General features: G+C 33.2%; 17 protein-coding genes and 2 tRNA genes. 10 read left to right on the plus strand and 9 right to left on the minus strand.

The window, feature by feature from the left end; translation table 11 throughout:
• Positions 1-47 precede the first annotated feature (47 nt).
• Together LNP23_RS02320 and LNP23_RS02325 are read right to left on the minus strand one after the other, a co-directional pair.
• Positions 48-725, minus strand: coding sequence for a Crp/Fnr family transcriptional regulator (locus LNP23_RS02320; RefSeq protein WP_047774409.1), 678 nt, complete (start codon positions 723-725; stop codon positions 48-50).
• Positions 726-836: 111 nt separating this feature from the next.
• A complete protein-coding gene (locus LNP23_RS02325) occupies positions 837-1979 on the minus strand; it encodes an acyl-CoA dehydrogenase (RefSeq protein WP_047774411.1) in 1143 nt (380 codons plus the stop codon).
• Positions 1980-2471: 492 nt separating this feature from the next.
• On the opposite strand from LNP23_RS02325, the gene LNP23_RS02330 reads away from it, so the two are divergent.
• The 3 genes from LNP23_RS02330 to LNP23_RS02340 all read left to right on the plus strand — a co-directional run bounded on the left by LNP23_RS02330 (position 2472) and on the right by LNP23_RS02340 (position 6111).
• Positions 2472-3047, plus strand: a complete 576-nt coding sequence (locus LNP23_RS02330) for a chalcone isomerase family protein (RefSeq protein ID WP_047774413.1) — start codon at positions 2472-2474, stop codon at positions 3045-3047.
• Positions 3048-3193: 146 nt separating this feature from the next.
• Complete coding sequence (locus LNP23_RS02335) at positions 3194-4420, plus strand: Glu/Leu/Phe/Val dehydrogenase dimerization domain-containing protein (protein ID WP_047774415.1); 1227 nt, start codon at positions 3194-3196, stop codon at positions 4418-4420.
• A gap of 791 nt (positions 4421-5211) precedes the next feature.
• Entirely contained in the window at positions 5212-6111 is a 900-nt protein-coding gene (locus LNP23_RS02340; protein ID WP_230003493.1) for an energy transducer TonB, read from the plus strand.
• A gap of 63 nt (positions 6112-6174) precedes the next feature.
• On the opposite strand, the gene LNP23_RS02345 is transcribed toward LNP23_RS02340, so the two are convergent.
• Both LNP23_RS02345 and LNP23_RS02350 read right to left on the minus strand, forming a co-directional pair.
• On the minus strand, positions 6175-6570 hold the full coding sequence (locus LNP23_RS02345; protein WP_047774417.1) for an ExbD/TolR family protein: 396 nt from the start codon (positions 6568-6570) through the stop codon (positions 6175-6177).
• 3 nt (positions 6571-6573) lie between these two features.
• On the minus strand, positions 6574-7269 hold the full coding sequence (locus tag LNP23_RS02350; protein WP_230003495.1) for a MotA/TolQ/ExbB proton channel family protein: 696 nt from the start codon (positions 7267-7269) through the stop codon (positions 6574-6576).
• A gap of 131 nt (positions 7270-7400) precedes the next feature.
• Here LNP23_RS02350 and LNP23_RS02355 point away from each other — a divergent pair, with 131 nt between their 5' ends.
• The 3 genes from LNP23_RS02355 (at position 7401) to LNP23_RS02365 (ending at position 9016) form a co-directional block, all read left to right on the plus strand.
• Positions 7401-8627 carry a bifunctional folylpolyglutamate synthase/dihydrofolate synthase gene (locus tag LNP23_RS02355; protein WP_230003496.1) on the plus strand — a complete coding sequence of 409 codons (1227 nt, stop codon included), beginning with the start codon at positions 7401-7403 and terminating at the stop codon, positions 8625-8627.
• A gap of 178 nt (positions 8628-8805) precedes the next feature.
• A tRNA-Val gene (locus LNP23_RS02360) sits at positions 8806-8880 on the plus strand.
• 61 nt (positions 8881-8941) lie between these two features.
• Positions 8942-9016, plus strand: a tRNA-Val gene (locus LNP23_RS02365).
• A 198-nt stretch (positions 9017-9214) separates the two neighbouring features.
• Here the strand turns inward: LNP23_RS02365 and LNP23_RS02370 are convergent.
• The gene (locus LNP23_RS02370; protein ID WP_230003498.1) at positions 9215-10132 is read right to left on the minus strand and encodes a helix-turn-helix domain-containing protein; all 918 of its coding nucleotides are present in this window, start codon (positions 10130-10132) and stop codon (positions 9215-9217) included.
• 213 nt (positions 10133-10345) lie between these two features.
• Here LNP23_RS02370 and LNP23_RS02375 point away from each other — a divergent pair, with 213 nt between their 5' ends.
• From LNP23_RS02375 to LNP23_RS02385, 3 genes are all read left to right on the plus strand, one after another.
• Positions 10346-11221 (plus strand): aldo/keto reductase, encoded by an 876-nt coding sequence (locus LNP23_RS02375; RefSeq protein ID WP_230003500.1) that lies wholly within the window; start codon positions 10346-10348, stop codon positions 11219-11221.
• 162 nt (positions 11222-11383) lie between these two features.
• Positions 11384-12274 (plus strand): alpha/beta hydrolase family protein, encoded by an 891-nt coding sequence (locus tag LNP23_RS02380; protein ID WP_230003501.1) that lies wholly within the window; start codon positions 11384-11386, stop codon positions 12272-12274.
• A 379-nt stretch (positions 12275-12653) separates the two neighbouring features.
• On the plus strand, positions 12654-13706 hold the full coding sequence (locus LNP23_RS02385; protein ID WP_230003503.1) for a hypothetical protein: 1053 nt from the start codon (positions 12654-12656) through the stop codon (positions 13704-13706).
• A 344-nt stretch (positions 13707-14050) separates the two neighbouring features.
• On the opposite strand, the gene LNP23_RS02390 is transcribed toward LNP23_RS02385, so the two are convergent.
• The 3 genes from LNP23_RS02390 to LNP23_RS22920 form a co-directional block, all read right to left on the minus strand.
• On the minus strand, positions 14051-14572 hold the full coding sequence (locus tag LNP23_RS02390; protein WP_230003505.1) for a GNAT family N-acetyltransferase: 522 nt from the start codon (positions 14570-14572) through the stop codon (positions 14051-14053).
• Between the two features lie 80 nt (positions 14573-14652).
• The gene (locus tag LNP23_RS02395) at positions 14653-15141 is read right to left on the minus strand and encodes a hypothetical protein (RefSeq protein ID WP_230003506.1); all 489 of its coding nucleotides are present in this window, start codon (positions 15139-15141) and stop codon (positions 14653-14655) included.
• 286 nt (positions 15142-15427) lie between these two features.
• Complete coding sequence (locus LNP23_RS22920; RefSeq protein ID WP_395436233.1) at positions 15428-15547, minus strand: LytTR family transcriptional regulator DNA-binding domain-containing protein; 120 nt, start codon at positions 15545-15547, stop codon at positions 15428-15430.
• 85 nt (positions 15548-15632) lie between these two features.
• Here LNP23_RS22920 and LNP23_RS02400 point away from each other — a divergent pair, with 85 nt between their 5' ends.
• Positions 15633-15788, plus strand: a complete 156-nt coding sequence (locus LNP23_RS02400) for a hypothetical protein (protein ID WP_230003508.1) — start codon at positions 15633-15635, stop codon at positions 15786-15788.
• A 105-nt stretch (positions 15789-15893) separates the two neighbouring features.
• Here LNP23_RS02400 and LNP23_RS02405 read toward each other — a convergent pair whose 3' ends face one another.
• On the minus strand, positions 15894-17552 hold the full coding sequence (locus LNP23_RS02405; protein WP_230003510.1) for a S41 family peptidase: 1659 nt from the start codon (positions 17550-17552) through the stop codon (positions 15894-15896).
• Between the last annotated feature and the right edge of the window lie 75 nt (positions 17553-17627).

Raw genomic sequence — 17627 nt, forward strand, 5'->3', positions numbered from 1 at the left:
AATGAAAAAGCAAAATGTCAGCTAATTTACACTTGAGGTAAAATAATCTATAATTGTGTAATATCCTGTATAATAATCTCTTTTCGGGTATAACTTAAAAGATGATTAGTTTCCATCTCATTGAGTAATTGCGTGGCAGTTTGTCTGGAAGTACAGATAATCTGAGCAATATCACTTTGGGTCAGATAATTTTCGATCGCGACCGATTTACCGTCAACAACGCCTTCTTTTTCTGCCCAGTCTTTTAAAAACTGATACAGTCTTGTTTTCGCATCTTTTGAAATTAAATTGGCATAACTGTTTTTGATGCGTTTCATTTTTAAACCAACAAACTTAGTGTAGGAAAGTGCTAAGTTTGGATTTCTCAATAATAAATCTTCGAAATCCGAAAGCAGGAAACTGCAAATGGCAACATCATCAGAAAGTACTTTTGCATATTCGTTGTCTTTATCATCTGTTTCTAAAGTCAACTCACCAAACAAATCTCCTTTCTGGATAATGTCTTTTATCGTTTCGTTTCCTTCTTCATCAACCGCAACAATTTTGATAGTTCCTTTTTTAAGTAAAAAAATACGGGGTACTTCTGATGAAGAGAAATAAATAATTTCTCCCTTGGAAGCTTTTTTAAAACCGGTGATAATACACAATTGTTTGATCTGTCCAAAGCTCAAAGTTCGGAACAATTTATGATCGCGCAAATACCAATATTTTAATTCTTCATACATAATCAACAAATTCTAGTATTGTAAATGTAGTTAAATTTTTTCCTCAAAAACAAAACCCTTTTGAAGCCTGAACTTCAAAAGGGTTTTTTATATGAATTAATTTACGAAAAATTATCCTGCGATAACGGCTCTCGAAATTACTATTTTCTGAATTTCTGAAGTTCCTTCATAGATCTGAGTAATCTTAGCATCACGCATAAAACGTTCTACGTGATATTCTTTCACATAACCGTTTCCACCATGAATCTGAACGGCTTCAACAGCGGTATCCATTGCCACTTGCGAAGCAAAAAGTTTAGCCATTGCACCACTTACATCATAGTTTTTATGCTGATCTTTGTCCCAAGCTGCTTTCATACACAGATGACGAGCCGCTTCAATATTCACCGCCATATCTGCCAATTTAAAAGCAATTGCCTGATGGTTACAAATTTCTGTTCCAAAAGCTTTACGTTCTTTTGAATATTTCAAAGCCAGTTCGTAAGCACCTGAAGCAATACCCAAAGCCTGAGAAGCGATACCGATACGACCACCGGCTAACGTTTTCATAGCAAATTTAAATCCGAAACCATCTTCACCAATTCTATTCTCTTTAGGAACTTTTACATCACTAAACATTAATGAGTGTGTATCAGAACCACGGATTCCCATTTTTTGCTCTTTTGGTCCGATAGAAAACCCAGGCATGTCTTTGGTCATAATCAAAGCATTGATTCCTTTGTGTTTCAACTCAGTATTTGTCTGAGCAATTACCAAATATACAGAAGCAGTATTTCCGTTTGTGATCCAGTTTTTTGTTCCGTTTACCAGATAATGGTCTCCCATATCAATAGCTGTAGTTTTTTGTGAAGTTGCATCACTACCGGCTTCCGGCTCACTTAAACAAAAAGCACCGTGAATTTCACCTGAGGCTAAACCCGGTAAATATTTTTGTTTTTGCTCTTCCGTACCAAACTCCTGCAATCCCCAGCAAACTAATGAATTGTTTACTGACATTACTACAGAAGCGGATGCATCAACTTTAGAAATCTCTTCCATCGCGATTACATAAGAAATAGCATCTAAACCACTTCCTCCGTATTTCGGATCAACCATCATCCCCATGAAACCCAATTGTCCCATTTTTTTTATTTGCTCTGTCGGAAAAATTTGTTTTTCGTCACGTTCGATAACACCCGGCAACAATTCGTTCTGAGCAAAATCTCTTGCAGCTTGTTGAATCATTAAGTGTTCTTCGGTAAGATTAAAATCCATAGTCTTGTTTTTTTGTTTTTTTCTTATTCTTTTTACTAAACCAAATTCAAATCATCAGTTTAGGTGGTATTGTTTGTGTTTTTATTTAATTGCTTTTTTCTCAAAGAAAGGCTTCCAAAGATAATTTTTAAATACGAATTAACAATGCATGCATATCTTTTTAAGATATTATCGCAATTCACGATAACGATTTCGTAAAAATATTAAATTTTAAACCTCCTTATCCCATTTTTTCAACATTTTCTTCAAAATTTAAGAATTAAAGTATGGATCAAAAAAGGCATTTTCCAAAAATCTTAAATTATTATAATCTCAAAAACACAAACCCAGTAAAAACGCCTATCTCAACGTAAAACAAGTCTTACTATTTTGATTTTGAATCCCCTACAAATACAGTAAAATAAATTTCCTTAAAAAAAATATTCGTCATAAATAGCCAAAAATTATAAATTACGTTATTTTTGCCCTCAAAAATTAAATTATTGATAGCGTATGAAAAAGATTTTACTAGCATTAACATTACTTTTAAGTTTACAATTTTCTACTGTTTCTGCCCAGTCTCAGTTAGATGTTAATGGTGTTACAGTACCGAGAAAAATAGACTTTCAAAATAAATCTTTGCAACTTAATGGTGCAGGCGGAAGATCAAAAATGTGGACGGAAGTTTACGTACAAGCCTTATATTTATCTCAATTGAGTCAAGATCCAAAATTCATTATTGACAGTGATACCGAAATGGCGATCCGAATAGAAATTACTTCTTCATTGGTTTCTTCCAACAAACTTACTAAAGCAATGAATGCCGGTTTTGAAAAATCAGCAGGGAACAATTTCGAAGAATTACGACCAAGAATTGAGGATTTCAAAAAACTTTTAAGTGATGTTATCACTGAAAAAGATGTTTTTATATTGGCTTACAATCCATTTGACCAAACGATAAATGTATACAAAAATGAAGTATTGAAAGGAAAAATCCCTGGATTTGATTTCAAAAAAGCATTCTTCGGAATCTGGCTTTCTGACAAACCAGTTGATGAAACCTTAAAGAACAACTTACTTGGGAAATAAAAATTTCTAAGTTTTTATACCATTTTAAAGCCGGAAACTACATCGTTTTCGGCTTTCTTGTTTTGTTTAAATAAAATTGCCTCCAAATACATTATTCGCATTATTCTATTTTATACTTTTACGCAAAATAAACATACGACAACAAAATGAAAGATTTATTACAACAATTTGAAAATAAAGAACCTGAAATTGTTTTTAACTGGAAAGATTCTGAAACAGAGGCAGAAGGTTGGACAGTAATTAATTCACTTCGTGGAGGAGCCGCAGGTGGAGGAACAAGAATGAGAAAGGGCTTAGACATGAATGAAGTTTTATCATTAGCCAAAACCATGGAAGTTAAATTCTCCGTTTCGGGCCCTGCAATTGGTGGTGCTAAATCCGGAATTAACTTTGATCCTAACGATCCTCGCAAAAAAGGAGTTTTACAACGTTGGTACAAAGCCGTTTCGCCTTTATTAAAAAGTTACTACGGTACTGGTGGAGATTTAAATGTTGATGAAATCCATGAAGTAATCCCAATGACAGAAGAATGTGGTGTATGGCATCCGCAGGAAGGTGTTTTCAACGGACACTTCAAACCAACCGAAGCTGATAAAATTAACAGAATTGGTCAATTACGTCAAGGAGTTATCAAAGTAATTGAGAATCCTAAATTCTCACCTGATGTTACTCGTAAATATACTGTTGCTGATATGATCACCGGTTATGGTGTTGCTGAAGCAGTTCGTCATTTTTACACTACATACGGTGGTGATGTAAAAGGCAAAAAAGCAATCGTTCAAGGATTTGGAAATGTAGGTTCTGCAGCTGCTTTTTACCTAGCAGAAATGGGAGCTAAAGTAATCGGAATTATTGATCGCGACGGAGGATTAATCAAAGAAGAAGGTTTTTCTTTTGAAGAAATCAGAAGTTTGTTCTTAAACAAAGACGGAAACAAACTGGTAGCCGAAAATATGATTCCATTTGAAGAAATCAACTCTAAGATATGGACCATTGGTGCGGAAATCTTCACTCCTTGTGCTGCTTCGAGATTGGTAACTCAAGCTCAGATTGACGGTTTAATTGCAAATGGATTAGAAGTTATTTCTTGTGGAGCGAATGTACCTTTTGCTGACAAAGAAATTTTCTTCGGTTCAATTATGGAGCAAGTAGACAGCAAAGTAAGTTTGATTCCTGATTTTATTTCAAACTGTGGAATGGCAAGAGTTTTTGCTTACTTCATGGAGAAAAAAGTTCAAATGACAGATGAGGCGATCTTCAATGATACTTCAGATATTATAAAAAATGCGATTGTAAAAGCGCATGCTTTAAGTCAATCTAAAACAAATATCAGCGCAACTGCTTTTGAAATTGCATTGAAACAATTAGTATAATTTTTCTATACTTCATTCTAAACGAATCAAACGAGATTTTCTAATCTGTTTGATTCGTTTTTTTTTATGTTCTTTTGGCTCACACAGATTTGGCAGATTAAGCGGATTCTTTTTCTCTTTCCTCAATCCAAAATCAAATAAAATCTGCTCCATCTGCCAAATCTGCGTGCTAAAACATTATGCTAGAACTTCCTTTCTTATTATTTAATTCTAAACAAATCAAACTTTTCCGGATCCGGTTGGCTCGCATTTTTTGGCTCACGCAGATTGAGCAGATTAAGCGGATTATTTTTATCCTTTCAATCCGAAATCAAATAAAATCTGCTCAATCTGTCAAATCTGCGTGCTAAAACATTATACGAAAATCACCTGTTCTACCTTTTAATCCAAAACGAATCAAACGTCTTCAAATCTGTTTGGTTCGCTTTTTTATGTTCTTTTGGCTCACGCAGAATCGGCAGATGGAGCGGACAATTTTTATCTTTTTCAATCCGAAATCAAATAAAATCTGCTCCATCTGCCAAATCTGCGTGCTAAAACAGCCACTCCTATTCTTTAATCATAAACAAATCAAACTTCCTTAAATCTGGTTGGTTTGCTTTTTCCCACAGATTTTAAAGATTAAAAAGATTTTATAAACCATGTAAACTTTGGTTCTAAACTTAATCAAAGACCACTGTTTAACACTTTGATGAACTTTACGTTTAAATTCTGTACTCCCTTTAATTACAAACAATTTTTAGTACTTTTAAGCGTTTTTAATTAATACAATTACAAAATTCAGAATCAAAATGACTTCTACGGATTCTTCAGATAAAAAGAAATCACTACTCCTCTCGACTGCTATATATGCGGCGTTATTGCTATTGCTGTTTTTCATCCGTTTTTGGCCTCCCTATAATCCGGAAAACAATGTTGCACTTGCTGCCGGTGGCGGAGGTGGTGGCGTAACTGTCAATTTTGGAGACAGTGATTTAGGCTCGGGTGCAAATTATAAAAGCGAGGTTCTCGAAGTCAAAAACGAAGCCAAACAAACTCCTGCAAAAGCAACTCCGGAAGAAGCTATTATCACACAGGAAAATACCTCAACAGACGAAAGTGTCGTAATTCCAACAAAAGAAAAACCTAAAAAAAATACTCCTGTTGAAAAACCAACAGTAAAACCCGTACCGGAAAAACCAAAAGTTTCCAATTCGACCAATGATGCTTTATCCAGCATCTTAAAAGGATCAAACAAAGGTGGTGACGGAAATGATAAAACAGCCGGAAACAAAGGAAAAACCACAGGAAGTTTAGGCTCCAACGGCTATTACGGCGATGGAGGTTCGGGTGGAGGAACCGGAGGTGGTCACGGAACCGGAACTGGTATCGGTACTGGAAGTGGCTACGGAGCTGGAAGCGGCGGAGGCTCTGGTGGCGGATCGGGCTATTCTCTTGGAAACCGAAAAGCATTATCTAAACCTGCTCCAAAATACACTTGTGATGAAGCTGGAAAAGTGGTCGTTGAAGTTACCGTAGATCAAACCGGAAAAACAATCAGCGCAACTGCAGGGATAAAAGGAACAACCAATTTAGCGAGATGTTTATTAGATCAAGCCAAAATTGCCGCCATGAACACCAAATGGGATGCTGACAGTAACGCTCCGGCAAAACAAGTTGGTAAGATTATTTACAATTTCAGTTTAAACTAAAAGAAACAAACCCGACAGGTTTTTGAAACCTGTCGGGTTTGTTTTTTCTATACGTCACCTCAGTTATTTAGGACTTGTAGCAATCACAAACTTCAAATTATTCTTGACTCCTATCTGCAACACATCAACTAAATCCTGTACTTGTAAATTAAACGGAATACGAACTACGACCGTTTGTTGTTTGTCTGCTCCTATTTTTGACATTAAAGAAGTTTCCAGATTTTCAAAATCTACTGGTTCTTTGTCTATATAAAACTTTTTATCTTCTGTAACCGACAAACTAATCAGTTGTTTGTTTGTTTTTTCATTGGCTTTCGCTTTAGGCAGCGTCATTTTAATAACATTCGGATTTGCAAGTGTTGAGATAATCAGGAAAAACAACAGCAGGAAAAACATAATATCACTTAATGACGATGTTGCCACCTCAGCATGAAATCTTCTTTTTCTTTTAATAGACATAGCTTATGCTCTTTGAATTATATTGACAAATTCTAATATCTGTTTTTGAATTTTTAAAGCAAAATCATCAATTTTTCCGTTCAATAAATGGTAAGCACTATAGGCAATAATACCCACGATTAATCCGGATCCACTACTGATCATTTTTTCGTACAAACCTCCGGAAATATTACCGATACTAATATTTTCCGTAACCGAAATGCTATAGAAAATCTTAATAACTCCCGAAATAGTTCCAATAAAACCTAAGGTTGGCGCAATACCGGCGATAAGTCCTAAGTGACCTAAACGTCTTTCCATCTCACCAATTTCAATATCGGCAGCACGATCCATATTCGATTCGATCTCGGCAATAGGTCTTCCGATTACCATTACACCTTCTTTCAGGATATTTCCGGCAGCGGTATTACTTCTTTCCACAATTGTTCTGGCCAATTCAATATTTCCCGCATTCAGTTTATCGCCCACATCCTGCATCAATCGATTGTCGATCTTAGAAGCCTTACTGATATACAAATAGCGCTCTATAATAACATAAAAAGTATAAAACAATAAAAGGGCAATTGGGATCAGAAAAAAACCTCCTTTTAAGATAAATCCTAAAACAGAGATTTCCGTATTTGGAGCAATTTTTTCGACAACTAAACCAGATGCGGCATTTGCAATAGTATCAGTTTGTAATTGAATGAGGCTAAACATATTTTAATTCTTGTTTTTAATAATTAATTCTAAAAAATATTTCAATTTTGCACTAAAGATAATTTTCATTGTAGTATTAAACTAAAAAAAAGGGAAATTATTTCAATTCAACACCATTTTATCCAAACAAAATGAACTATCAAGAGACTACAAATTGGATGTTTAACCAATTGCCCATGTATCAGCTTCAGGGCGCATCGGCATACAAAGAAGATTTAACTAATATCAAGTTACTTGCGGAACATCTTGGCAATCCGGAACGTCAATTAAAATGCATTCATGTTGCCGGAACGAACGGCAAAGGCTCTACATCACATATGCTGGCTTCGGTACTACAGGAAGCCGGATACAAGGTTGGATTGTACACTTCACCACATCTAAAAGATTTCAGAGAAAGGATCAGAATAAACGGCATCGAAATTTCGGAAGATTTTGTTTGTGCTTTTATCGCCAAACACAAAAGTTTCTTTGAATCTAACGATATGAGCTTCTTTGAAATGTCGGTTGGATTGGCATTTGATTATTTTGCATCTGAAAAAACAGATATCGCCATCATTGAAGTCGGCCTAGGCGGACGTTTAGATGCTACCAATATTATCACGCCACTAGTTTCTGTAATTACCAATATAGACTTAGATCACACACAGTTTTTAGGAAATACTCCGGCTGCAATTGCCGGTGAAAAAGCAGGAATCATAAAACCAAACGTTCCTGTTGTTATCGGGGAATACACTTCGGAAACTCAACCTGTTTTTTTAGCCAAAGCCAAAGAAAAAAACGCTCCGATATACTTTGCTTCAGATTTGATTCAGGATGTTTTTCCATCTGATTTAATTGGTGATTATCAATTTCACAATAAAAAGACAGTACAGCAAACGATAGCGGTTTTAAACAATCAAAACGAATTTAAAGTTACGGTTGAAAATTTAAAAAACGGACTATTAAACGTCAGTAAAAATACCGGACTTCAAGGAAGATGGCAGCAGTTGGGCGAAAATCCAAAAATAATTTGCGATACGGCGCACAACAAACACGGACTGGCAGTTGTCATGAATCAGATTCAAAAGGAGTCTTTTGATACGCTTCATATTGTTTTGGGTGTTGTAAACGACAAAGATCTCGACTCTATTTTACCTCTTTTCCCCAAAAAAGCACAGTATTATTTCTGTCGACCGGATTCGTCGAGAGGTTTAAGTACGGAGATTTTACAAAATGAAGCAAAAAAATACGATTTACAGGGCGAAAAATACGACACAGTTGCAGCCGCTTTTTCTAAAGCAAAGCAAAATGCCTCCCAAAATGATTTTATTTATGTTGGAGGAAGCACTTTTGTCGTTGCCGAATTGCCTTTAAATTAAGAAAAACTGAAATGCTGGTAAAAATTCAAAATTTTCACGTTCTATAATAAATTCAACACCAGCGGTATATAAAATTTCAAGAAAAAACTTTAAAATTTTACGGGATTTTCTTTGCAGAACTCAAAAACAAGAGTATATTTGCACTCGCAATCACAAATGATAGCAACCTAGTAAAATAGGGCGATTAGCTCAGCTGGTTCAGAGCACCTCGTTTACACCGAGGGGGTCGGGGGTTCGAACCCCTCATCGCCCACAAAGAAACTCCTTAAAAAATAAGGAGTTTTTTTATCAAAATAGATTACACCCTATAAAAAGGGCGATTAGCTCAGCTGGTTCAGAGCACCTCGTTTACACCGAGGGGGTCGGGGGTTCGAACCCCTCATCGCCCACACAAAGACAAACAACGCCATTGGATTCCAATGGCGTTGTTTTTGTTAAAATACTTCATAAACTGCTTAGCTAAATTTTTACCAAAACGTCGATTATAGTTTTTTTTTGGATAGTATTCTAAAACTTTACGATACATTACATATAGACATCTCTTTTTTTAAACAACCAAAATTGTACAGTATATTTTTAAATTTTAATTAATTGAAAGAAGTCCTAAATTCTATTGGAGAGAGTTTTGTTTTATTCTTAAAAAATTTGTTGAATGATTGTGAATGTTCAAAGCCTAATTCATAAGCAATCTCGCTAACAGATAAGTTCGTAGTAGAGAGTTTTTCCTTTGCTTTTTCTAAAATTTTGTTTTGAATGTGCTGTTGTGTACTTTGACCAGTCAGTAATTTTAATAAACCGCTCATATAATTGGGTGAAATATTCAGACTTTCGGCAATAAATTTTACCGTTGGCAAACCTTTGTTCGATAAATCATCGTTAAAGTAAGTATCGAGTAAATCTTCTATTCGTTCTAATATCTTGTGATTCGCTATTTTTCGGGTAATAAATTGTCTTTGATAAAACCGCTCAGAATAATTCAACAAAGTTTCTAACTGGGAAATAATGATGTTCTGACTGAAAGTATCGATATTCGAATGGTATTCGAGCTGAATATTTTGAATGATATTGATAATCATTCCTTCTTCTTTTTCCGAAAGAAATAAAGCTTCATGCATTGAATAATTAAAGAACTCGTACTTTTTAATGGTTTTAGCCAAAGGTGAATTCCAAAGAAAATCCGGATGTATCAATAAAATCCAACCAGCGTGATTAGTCGTATTTCTGATTTCTTTCTCAATTTTAAATACCTGATTTGGTGCCATAAAAAACATCAAACCTTCATCAAAATCAAAAGATTCCTGTCCGTAAATCATCTTCACACCCAAATCACGTTTGATTGCGATGGAATAATAATCCATAATGATAGCCTGATCAGGATCAACCAACGAATGGTTGATGTGTTTATAATCGACAACACTAATCAAAGGATGCTCCGGTTTTGGGAGTGCCCAAAACTTATGGAACTCACTAATATTTTTTAATCGGATAGGTGGTTTACTTTCCATTTTTATCTCTTTATTTCTATTTCAAAAATACGGATAAACAGCAGTTTGAATTTAGCCCAATCGACTTTTGTTGTAGTTAGATTTCAATCTTCAATTTCTTGGAAACCGATGGAGTACTTAGTTCTAAAGATTTGGTTACAACAAAAATAGATTTAGATACATATTCATTTTGTTTTTCTCTGAATTTTGCAAAATTAAAAATTAGATAATAAGATGAAAAAGACAATAACAATCGGAGCAAACACCAACAATCCTATTACTATTAATCGATTGGGTTATGGTACGATGCGACTACCTGGCGACTTTGTTTGGGGAGAACCAAAAAACAAAGACGAAGCTTCAGAAATATTAAGAACTGCAAGTCGCAAAGGCATTAACTTTTTGGACACTGCAGATTTTTATGGTGATGACATCACAAACAAACTCATTGCAGAAACACTTTATCCGTACAATGATGATTTATTGATTTGTACTAAAGTGGGGGCTGGAAGAACTCCGGATAAAGGCTGGTGCGTATTTAATACTCCGGAAAATTTAAGAACAAGCATCGAAAGAAATTTAAAAACATTGAAGTTAGAACAGCTTTCATTAGTTCATTTTAGAGTAATGCCTAATTCTGAAACCCCTTTTAAAGAGTCTTTACAAGCCATGTTTGATATGCAAAAAGAAGGGGAAATTCTGCATATTGGATTAAGTAATGTGAGCCCTGAAGAATTGGAAATTGGATTATCTATGGGAAATATTGTAAGTGTGGAAAATGCTTTTGGTTACGGGCAAAGGACAAGTTTCGAGTTGCACGGCACGCAAACCAGAGGACTGCAGGAAGTGATGCCTTTGTGTATTGCCAATAATATTACGATGGTTCCGTTTTGGTCTCTGCTAAACTCTTTGTCAAAAAACGATGATAAAATAGCTGTAATTGCCAAAAAATATAAGGTAAGTACTGCTCAGTTAAATATTGCATGGCTGTTGCATTTTAACGATTTGATTCTGCCAATTCCGGGTACTTCCCAATTGAAACATTTTGAAGAAAACATAGCTGCCCTTGACATTCAAATAACAGAAGAGGATATGGCTTTTTTAGCATAGTTAAAAGAAAAAAAAAGATAACGATCAGTTTATAATACCGGGACTTAACCTCTAGTATCGAATATTTTGATATATTTAAACCATTGGCTTGTCGATTCGTTAGTTGTGCAAAAAAACTAAAGAATCGTCAAACCATAAACTGTTAGCAATAAAAGTAACACTATGAAAACAGAAAATTTTGAAACCATTTGTAAAGACGGAACACAACTCAATGGTACTTTATTCATACCAGATAATACTAAAGCGGTAGTGCAGTTTAATTGCGGAACTGGTACTTCAGAAAAAATTTATCTGTCATTTTTGACTTACTTAGCTGAAAACGGCTATTTGTGCTGCCTTTGGAATTATCGAGGAACCAAAAAAACGGATAATCTCAAAAACAGCAATATTAAATTTTCAGATTATGGAACAAAAGATATGCCTGCCATAAAAGCATATTTAGACAATAGATTTCCAAATTTGCCCTTCCTCTTTATTGGACACAGTGCTGGCGGACAGCAAATTGGTTTCGTTAATGATTTGGCTAATGTAATAGGAAACATTAATATTGCTGTTTCATCAGGTTATTATCCCAATATGCCTTTTGGGTACAGGATGAAAGCGTATTTTTTCTTCTATATTTTTTCGCCAATCAGTGCTTTACTTACTGGTTTTGTAAAGGCTAAACCATATGGATTAATGGAAAATCTCCCTAAAAAAGTAGTGTCTGAATGGCGTGATTGGCTAGAAAAGCAAGATTATTTCTTCGACAAAAACTTTTACGGTAAAACAGTTCCAACAGGAAATTTCAAGAATTTCAAGTTTCCTATACACGTTTATTATGCAACAGACGATACGATTTCGAATGCAAAAAATACAAATGCATTTTGGAGGAATGTAAAGAGTGAAAAAGAAATAAGTTTTACTGAACTAACGCCCGGTGAGTTTGGACTGAAAAAGATTGACCATTTTGGATATTTTAGAAAAACGATGAAAGACAAACTTTGGACAGATGTGGTCACACGATTAGATAATTTATTACAATCACAAAAAGAAAATAACAAACATTTTTAATTAAATCAATAATATACCAATTAATAGGGGGCTCAATAGGGTTTAAAACATCATATAAGCTACTTTAAGTCACCAAAAAAAGTCAAAATTGGAATTAAGTGTTCAGTTGTGATCCCTGACATCCCACCAAAAAACTCCTTAAGAAATTAAGGAGTTTTTTTATGTCTATACCTCACTTAAAAAAACAAATTGCGACAGCGGAGTCAAAGAACAAATTCAAGCTCTACTTCATAAATTATAAAGGATTGTTTCTATATTCGCATTAAATAATATCATACTCTTATTGAGGTATGATATAGATCCAAGATATTTTTAGGTTTAACTAACGCTAAAAATATCAAACAAATTTAAATAGTAATAAACATTAGAAGCAAAAGAAATGCGTATCATTTTTGGTTGGAGTGAGTTTAAAATAAAAAAATACACAAGCGTTGAAATTGGTATTAAAGAATCTGTGTTACCAAAAACAGAGATTCAATTAATACAAAAATATTTTCATTTATTCTTTATTCCCTTTTTTTCAACTGGTAAAATTTGGAATTATAACTCTAATGGTTACTGGCTAAAATTACATCCTGAACAAGAAGCTCATATAGCACCAGAATATAAGCATCAATTTGCGCCATGGTATGCTTTTTCGGGAATTTTATTATTACTATTAATTGGAATTAGTTTCTCAATTTATGATATAACAAACAAGATCAGTCAACATAATTCTGATGAACGTGATTTAGAAATAACTAAAGACAAGTTAACAAAACAAATAAATCATCTAAATGAGCATTTTTATATTGGTTTGGAAAACAGAAGTGACGGAATTACAGTTTCTACCCTTTTTTTAAAAATTGAAAAGATAAAAAATCAAAAGATTATTTGCTCGATAATAGAACCTATTAATACTTATGAACCTGCACCGCTTTATATAGATTCTTTGTATAATAATAGCAAAGACAATTTTGATACAATTTCAATTACTAAACAAACCCTATTGAAATCTATTCCACTGAAAAATAATGAAAAATACAATACCTCTATTTCCGGTATTTTAATAAAGGGGAAAAACTATTCAATAACTGATGTAAAAGAACATGACAAACCTTTATTGATAATAGGTAATCGTAGAAGTAGAGATACAGAAGGAAATTTTATGTTTTCATTTATTAATCAATTAGACTCAGGAACTTTAATAGGAATCGAAAATAACAAATCAACTAAATTAAACTGGAAAATAACATTCCCTTTTGCTATTCCTGCAGGTTGTATGACAAATGATCTAAATGATTTAAAAAGTATTTTTGAGTTATATGGAACTGGTTATAAAGCAAATCAACCTTTTCAATTTGTATTAAAATGTATTGATAAAAAAAACAAAAAAATCAATTTCTTAGTAAAAGGTAATGATTCGGAATATACCATTGAAGAAATATACTAGATATTTTCTATTTATCAGGGAATATTCAAGCTCAAATTCAACAGTTTTACATTTTAGAATCCCACAAAAATATTCTTCAAAAAACCAATTTTCCTTAAACCTTGCAGAAAATGATTCGTATTTTTTTTTTTGTATTGACTACCAAAAAACTCCTTAAGAAATTAAGGAATTTTTTTATGCTTATATTTTTAATAGTGCTTAGCTAATTAAAATGGATCAGATGTAAAAGTTGGAGTTTTGGTAAAAAAATAAATCAGGTCTGTCTAATGGTGTAAGCAAGATCTCTCGCTTACACAACAGTTATTCCAGAAAAAACTCTTTGACCCGCAAGAAGTTACATCTATTTAAGTTGTCAATCTTAATAAAATAACATTTGGATTGTTTTCGATTATATCTTCCATTTTTTTAAAATTTAATTTTTGAAGAAGTTTAGTAGAGCTTTGATTATCTTTATGTGTATGTGCGTCTATCATTTTTAATCCATGCGTATTAATTGTGTATTCTAAAACCTTTCTGATCGCTTCAATCATAAATCCTTGACCGTGAAATTCAGTAAGGAGTTCATATCCAATTTCACATTTCTTTAAATCGACTAAAAAGTCAAATAGACAAATTGTACCAATTAATTTATCCTCGCCAGTCTTTGTAATTGCCCAATAAAAAAGCTCATCACTTTCATTTGAAATTATACTATTGATAAAACTTAAGGCATCATCTAATGTTTTGCTTAGTTTCCTATCAAGAAATTTATTTATTTCTGCATCCGAACGCAATAGCAGTATTTCTTCGGAATCCTTTTTTGAAAGTTCCCGAAGTGTAAACCTCTCGGTAATCAATATTGGAAAAGTTCGCAAATTCCTGTTCATTTTTTTTAAATATAGTTTTACACCTGACAACTAACTAGGTTATACTTACCACAAAATGACATCAATATAAGAGCTTATTATTAATCTTGTTTATATTTATTCCTTACGTATTTCTCCAGAATTTTATTAAATCTCGGATCTTCTCCAAAAGCATTGTTTGTTGGTAATCCAAATCTAATCTTAAAATCATTTTGTGGATAAGTATAGACTCTATCACAGCCAAAAGAAGAAAACATGTTCCAAAACCAAAATCCGTAAACTCTTTTATTATTTAAAACCATTACAACAGGAAGTCCACTAAGCTCAATTTTGATTTTCTTTAATTTTTGTTTTCCTGAATAGTTAAGTACGATTTGTTGATTTTTCCAATAAAAATTTTCGAAATCATTTTCATCTAAAATCGGGTTTTCATCTAATTCAACGGTGTTTACATCAAAACAATAGTTGCAGTTTTTAGATGAGTTTTTAAAACCTTCTTTTACACAATATATTTTAATTCCTAGTTTATTTGACTCCAATCCATATCCTGTTATACTAAATGACAAGAATATTACAATTAAATATTTCATCTTACTAATGGTTTATTTAGCTAATAATATATATCGCAAATAAAAAAATCTGTCGATAAATAAATCAACTAAATATAGATAATCTCTTCAAACCTTGCAAAAAATGATTCGTAAACAGACTCATAAGGATCACAAAAATATAATGGTATTGAATGTTAATTTTTCTATAACTTTAAAATCAACCGTTATATAAACTTTTGTGAGTTGATTTACTAACGCAAAACCTACGATGCAAATGAACACTACTTAAGCAATTGCACAATATTGAGTTTATAGATTTTGCCAATTAGATATCTTGGTAATTTGTAATACCTATTTGGTTGCCTTCGATACTTTTGATATGTTTCGGAGTAACTGCAAAAGATTTGTGAACTTGTATAAATTCATCTTTTGGCAACTGATCCAAAAAGGCAGATAACCTCTAGCGAATTGTAATTATTTCGGTGGTAATTACAATTTTGATATAATTTTCTGTTGCTTCAATATAAAGTATGTTTTCAACTTCCAAAGCAAATTCATTAAGAGCAGTAGTTACAATTCCTAAAGACGGTATAGATCCGCATTTGATGAATTACAAAACAAATTTAGACGAAGTAAATCAAATTGTTCGCAGCGATTGTTTGCAATCCTTAGGTCTATACTTTTGAGGACATAGGCTCGATTAGAAACCTTAATACTCCATAAAAAAACACCTGTAAATAAAACATTTACAGGTGTCTAATTAAATATACTTGACCAATACTCTATACCAATTATTTAGGACTAATCATTTTTTCGTTTTCTATTATCTCAATAGCTTTTTCCAAAACTTCATCCCTGCCCTCTTTAATTCCTTTTATGCTTGGTTCTACTTTAACATCTACCTTAACACCAATTCTTTGGGTTTCAGCCCCATCAGGATAGTATATACCGGTCCCGGAAATTCCAGCTGCATAACCTCCTATAAATTCAATAGGAGTCATTTGCCCGTCTGCACCCCAGGTCTGACTTCCTACAGTTGTTACATTATTTGCTGCCTGCAAACACATCGTTACGTATTCTCCCCTACTTCCCGTTTCTTGGTTTACAAGCAGTACAATTTTTCCTTTATAAAAGTCTTTATTTGTTCTACCACCTTTTTTTGGGTCTTCCCAAATAAACTTTCCGGGATAAGACAAATCAGGTATTGTTGTCTTAAGGAAATCCCGTTCTTCCGGGTTTAAACGTCTTGCAATAAGATACAAAATATGATTCGGATAGTTTCTGATATCAAAAATAATTCCTTTTGTTCCTGCTAATTTATCCATCATAACATCTACATCATTTCCTTTTAAAGCGTCCATATTTACATATCCGATATTATTTTTGATAATCTTATACTTTTCAGTTTTTTTCTTTTCCCATTTATAAATTTCATCAATTTTATATCTGCTTATAGTTCTGGTGCTAACAGCTCCATCTCGGTTTATTTCAAAATTTACAGAACTTGTATTTCCACTAGTCAGCGTATAATAAACATTATCCTCTTTGGCTTTTTTATTAGAACCTGGGATATATTTATTTCTTGTTTCTAAAATCTCATCTGGCGTTTTACCATCAATTTTCTCTATTATATCTCCAATTCTCAAATCATTCAGTGCCGCTAAAGAATCATTCAAAAAACCTGTAACAATCGCCTTGTTTTCTACAATGGATAATTCATAAGGAATTAAATTAGAACCAAAATATTCTACCGTTTGTATTGTTCTAAATGCACTATGACTGTCATCAACTTTGACACTCGTTTCCAACATTGCCAAATTATACTCAAAAGCATTTTCTGCCTCTTGGAATTTGGGAATCATTTCTGTTAAAACATCGTTCCAATTCTGATCCGTAAGGTATTTGTATGGAAAGAAATACTCAACGGTATTCCAATATTTAAACAATCCAACTAATCTGTAATTCGGGTCCGGAAACTCAAAATGATCATACTTGACTTCATTCCGAATTTTTATATTTTTAGTACTCGTAGTTGTAACATAATAATTTGTGCCCTGAAATCTATTCTCTTCAATATACTTTAACTTTTTTGAGAGATCTGCTGTAAATAAATTAGCGTCCTGAGTCCACGAAAGATCAAAATTCTTATCAAAACGCTTTTTTTTGCTCACAGCACTGCAAGATTTACAGACTTTAACGGCGCCTAAATTTTCAATCCAGTCCAGATAGACTTTAGACAATTCTTCTTTGGTGTTCGCTTTTTCAACTTTTGGTAAAATCAGTAGTAATTGATCGTCCCAATTGTATTTTCCCTTGGCGACATTGGGATGATAATATTTTAGAAATCCCCAAACCTTACATAAACTGGATAGTTTCTCGGTTTTGTTTATTTCGCTAGAGTAACCTATTTGAATAGAAATTATAAAAAGCAGTAGTATTTTTTTTGTCATTTTTTTATGTTATTATGTAATATTTTTGATCGTATTATCTGCAAAACTCTGTTTCCACAGATCAAGTCTAAAAGT

Source organism: Flavobacterium cupriresistens (genome assembly GCF_020911925.1).
Taxonomy (GTDB): Bacteria; Bacteroidota; Bacteroidia; order Flavobacteriales; family Flavobacteriaceae; genus Flavobacterium; species Flavobacterium cupriresistens.

Coding starts and splice junctions, on each gene's coding strand:
- LNP23_RS02340 (WP_230003493.1), top strand. CDS start 5,212: ATGACTTCTACGGATTCTTCAGATAAAAAGAAATCACTACTCCTCTCG.
- LNP23_RS02375 (WP_230003500.1), top strand. CDS start 10,346: ATGAAAAAGACAATAACAATCGGAGCAAACACCAACAATCCTATTACT.
- LNP23_RS02350 (WP_230003495.1), bottom strand. CDS start 7,269: ATGTTTAGCCTCATTCAATTACAAACTGATACTATTGCAAATGCCGCA.
- LNP23_RS02385 (WP_230003503.1), top strand. CDS start 12,654: ATGCGTATCATTTTTGGTTGGAGTGAGTTTAAAATAAAAAAATACACA.
- LNP23_RS02405 (WP_230003510.1), bottom strand. CDS start 17,552: ATGACAAAAAAAATACTACTGCTTTTTATAATTTCTATTCAAATAGGT.
- LNP23_RS02355 (WP_230003496.1), top strand. CDS start 7,401: ATGAACTATCAAGAGACTACAAATTGGATGTTTAACCAATTGCCCATG.
- LNP23_RS02380 (WP_230003501.1), top strand. CDS start 11,384: ATGAAAACAGAAAATTTTGAAACCATTTGTAAAGACGGAACACAACTC.
- LNP23_RS02335 (WP_047774415.1), top strand. CDS start 3,194: ATGAAAGATTTATTACAACAATTTGAAAATAAAGAACCTGAAATTGTT.
- LNP23_RS02400 (WP_230003508.1), top strand. CDS start 15,633: ATGTTTTCAACTTCCAAAGCAAATTCATTAAGAGCAGTAGTTACAATT.
- LNP23_RS02370 (WP_230003498.1), bottom strand. CDS start 10,132: ATGGAAAGTAAACCACCTATCCGATTAAAAAATATTAGTGAGTTCCAT.
- LNP23_RS02390 (WP_230003505.1), bottom strand. CDS start 14,572: ATGAACAGGAATTTGCGAACTTTTCCAATATTGATTACCGAGAGGTTT.
- LNP23_RS02345 (WP_047774417.1), bottom strand. CDS start 6,570: ATGTCTATTAAAAGAAAAAGAAGATTTCATGCTGAGGTGGCAACATCG.
- LNP23_RS02395 (WP_230003506.1), bottom strand. CDS start 15,141: ATGAAATATTTAATTGTAATATTCTTGTCATTTAGTATAACAGGATAT.
- LNP23_RS02325 (WP_047774411.1), bottom strand. CDS start 1,979: ATGGATTTTAATCTTACCGAAGAACACTTAATGATTCAACAAGCTGCA.
- LNP23_RS02330 (WP_047774413.1), top strand. CDS start 2,472: ATGAAAAAGATTTTACTAGCATTAACATTACTTTTAAGTTTACAATTT.
- LNP23_RS02320 (WP_047774409.1), bottom strand. CDS start 725: ATGTATGAAGAATTAAAATATTGGTATTTGCGCGATCATAAATTGTTC.